2 protein-coding genes are annotated in these 2328 nt (G+C 41.2%); both read right to left on the bottom strand.

Annotation, left to right across the window (positions count from 1 at the left end; all coding sequences use genetic code 11):
* Positions 1-113: 113 nt before the first annotated feature.
* Positions 114-1205, bottom strand: a complete 1092-nt coding sequence (locus tag F6K37_RS38635; protein WP_287256469.1) for a hypothetical protein — start codon at positions 1203-1205, stop codon at positions 114-116.
* Between the two features lie 561 nt (positions 1206-1766).
* Positions 1767-1985 carry a hypothetical protein gene (locus F6K37_RS38640; RefSeq protein WP_131827195.1) on the bottom strand — a complete coding sequence of 73 codons (219 nt, stop codon included), beginning with the start codon at positions 1983-1985 and terminating at the stop codon, positions 1767-1769.
* Positions 1986-2328 lie beyond the last annotated feature (343 nt).

The raw sequence follows: 2328 nt of genomic DNA on the forward strand, positions 1-2328 counted from the left end.
ATCTGTAGTCCTACTTTGAAGAATTGGTATTATTTCTGCCTGCCTGCACTAGTCTGACCGCTTCCGGGACGAAGTTTGTTCCTGCCACCAAGATTTAGGACTGCTAGATGATATCATAACGCCTTCTGCTCCAGGTCAGAGAATAACTCCAGCAGTCCTTTAGTATAAGGAAGCAAGAGGTACATCTGATCTGACTCTATACGAGCGTTTAGTTCATCCACCAGCAACTGCAACATTTTTTCCGCCAGCTTCCAACTTACGTCTACGCTAGGAAATACCAGTAAACACAACGGCAACAGTTCCTGTTCTATTGATGTCATATTCCCCTCCAAAGCACATAGCCATAGGTAACCCTGGAACATTTCTAAATCTCTGATAGTCGAAGCCTTAATTCCTGGATCGTCCAACCCTCCCCGACGGCTAAAATGACCAGAGTGCAATTCCTCTGTGCGTTGGTAGACAGTCTGAGCAATATCCTGACTAACAGGTAAGAGTTGCTCCACTAAGGCTAAGCTAGGTGAGTTAAAATCATGCAAAGCCGCTGCATTACAGATTCGTTGCCAGGGGATAGAAACTTGCTCCTCGACAAACTTAAAGTAGGGACTGAGCAAAATTTGTTCTGGCAATGTCAGCCGATTGAGTACTAACTGAGTGCTGAAGTGAAACTGTGTGGTAACAAAACCAATGGCTCGACGGTCTTTTGCTGATATATGTTGCTGCCGCAGTTGCCGCAATACAGGTTCGAGAGAGGTGGCTAGCTTTTCTATAGCTGGCAACTCTAGCGCTACCATTGTCCACGGGCTAGAGAAATCTGTGAAGAAATTAATTGTCTCTCCTAGTCGTATTGCTGCCATTAAACTAGGATTCGGTGATTGCTCTTGGTAAATTTCCAGTACCTTTTCGTAAACGGAGCAAACAAATTCAGCAATTCGCTTAGCCTCGGTCAAATTAACCACATTAGGAATATAGGAGAACATAGCATCTGTTTTAATTCCCGCACACTCACAGTTAATCTGGATTAAACGCTGTAACTTGGTAACCGTTTTATTGCGCCCCTTTCGGGAAGCAAATTCTAGCAAATCATAAATCTTTAAAACACCATTTTTGGAAGCAATAATTGATAAATCGGGTACATAGCGATTTGACCAAAAATTTACTAATCGCTCAACCGATGTTTTGTTGAATCTTGGAGTGTTGATCAGCAAAGCTTTTTCCTCGGATGTCTAAAAAACTATTTCTATAATCCCTTTAAGTCAATTTTTCATTGTGGCGTTAAATCCAACAATTAATTGTGAAAGCTTTAAAAAAGCTGTAGAGCACTCCATGACAACTAATAGCAAATACCAATTATTCGGTAGATTTACAACAAATAAATCCCCTGAATAATAGGTAATGGCTAGGGAATAATTAGTAATGAGGAATTGGTAATGGGTCATGAGTCATGGGTAATTTGAGTAGGTGCATCCCATTGTCATAGAAATAAAATTTTGTCAGAGGAGGTCAGGAAAATTGCGGAGGTTCCAACCGATGACTAAAATCTCCGCCAGTTTCATCTTGCCCATCTTGCCCATCTTCGCCATCTTCTGCAAACAGATTCCCTTGAATTGCCCTCACTTATTTAGTGTTTGTATTATTTATACACATGATAAACGTGATTCATGAGCATTATGTTAATTTTTGTTAAAGTTTATTTAAAAAAACAACACAATGATCAGATATAGCGTTTCTAAATGAGTTGTGAACGCAAAACTAGCTGAAAGTCTTAGTTAAAGACAGTGCTTGTTTCCAGGGCTATAACATTTCTGAAAATGCGCTCTTTGTGTGTCTAGTCCAAACTGGCACCGTCTTTGAGCCTGAGCCATATTTGAAAAGTCATGAGAACGATAGATATTTAGAGCAAAGTTACGAGCAACGGCAAAGATTTGAGGTAACTGATGCATGGGAATACGTGAAGCATCTTCACCCTGAGTAACCGAAGCGCACATAATCAACCTTGTTCTCTACACCCCAATATCCAAGGGATGCCCTGGGCAAAGGACTCAGCAGACAAGGGCGTAAGAAGCAACATAGTAGCGTGTTTCCTTTTCCAGACGGTGTTGCCTCCCCTTTTTGAACAGGACGTGAGACGCATTCCCCCACCTCGTTCAGGTGGGGGTTAGTCCACGCTAAGAACAATAGCCAAAAACCTAGAACATCAATCTATCTATTGTCGTCTACATTTTTGTAGGCTAAAATATTAACTAGCAATATTTTATTAGACCAGTGAAAACGCCGACCAAAGTTATCAGAACTGACAAGTGGAAACTCAATCCGTCCCTAGAACAAAAA

Source organism: Moorena sp. SIO4E2, assembly GCF_010671945.1.
GTDB lineage: Bacteria > Cyanobacteriota > Cyanobacteriia > Cyanobacteriales > Coleofasciculaceae > Moorena > Moorena producens.